Source organism: Campylobacter sp. GB48 (assembly GCF_049221845.1).
In the GTDB taxonomy this organism is placed as follows: domain Bacteria; phylum Campylobacterota; class Campylobacteria; order Campylobacterales; family Campylobacteraceae; genus Campylobacter_D; species Campylobacter_D lari_C.
On record NZ_JBMJAR010000098.1, the window covers coordinates 1 to 563 of the forward strand.

Genomic DNA, 563 nt, shown 5'->3' on the forward strand with positions numbered 1-563 from the left:
AGTTTATAAAAAGGTTTTTTCATTTATATTCCTTGATATTCTAAAAATAGTTTTTGTGCTTTTTTCTATTTCGTTTTAGGTTTTATTTTGAGTGTTAAGTTCTATCTCATTCATTTGTGCATTCTTTTAGTTTAGATTGTAGAGTGTTAAGATTTGTCAATGTCTTCTTGTTGAAGTTTTCTAAAATTTTATTAATATTTTCTTTTAGCTTCTCTTTGGCTTGATTATCTAAAAAAAAATCTTTATGAATTCTTCTTGTAACATTATCTGTAATTTTATTTAGTTTTCTCATTGTATCTAAAATTATTGCAGTTTTAGAATTATCAAATTTACATGTGAATTTTTTAGAAAGATCTCCAATATAAATATGGGAAAATCCCCAGTTATTTCCAATTAAAGAAGATGTATAATAAACAATATGTGAAAAATCATGACTTTTGATTTTATTTTGTAAAAAATCCTCTTCTAAACGAGTATTTAGAAAAAATAAAAAATCTTCAAAAACTTTAAATCTTTCCTTATCAAATAAAAAATAAGTTTTATGATTTGTGATATTTCTTTCA

General features: G+C 21.8%; 1 protein-coding gene. It reads right to left on the reverse strand.

Features of this window, described 5'->3' with window-relative positions; translation table 11 throughout:
* Positions 1-106: 106 nt before the first annotated feature.
* Positions 107-563 (reverse strand): hypothetical protein (locus ACOTVC_RS09020; RefSeq protein ID WP_421628405.1); only part of this gene is annotated, 457 nt, incomplete at its 5' end.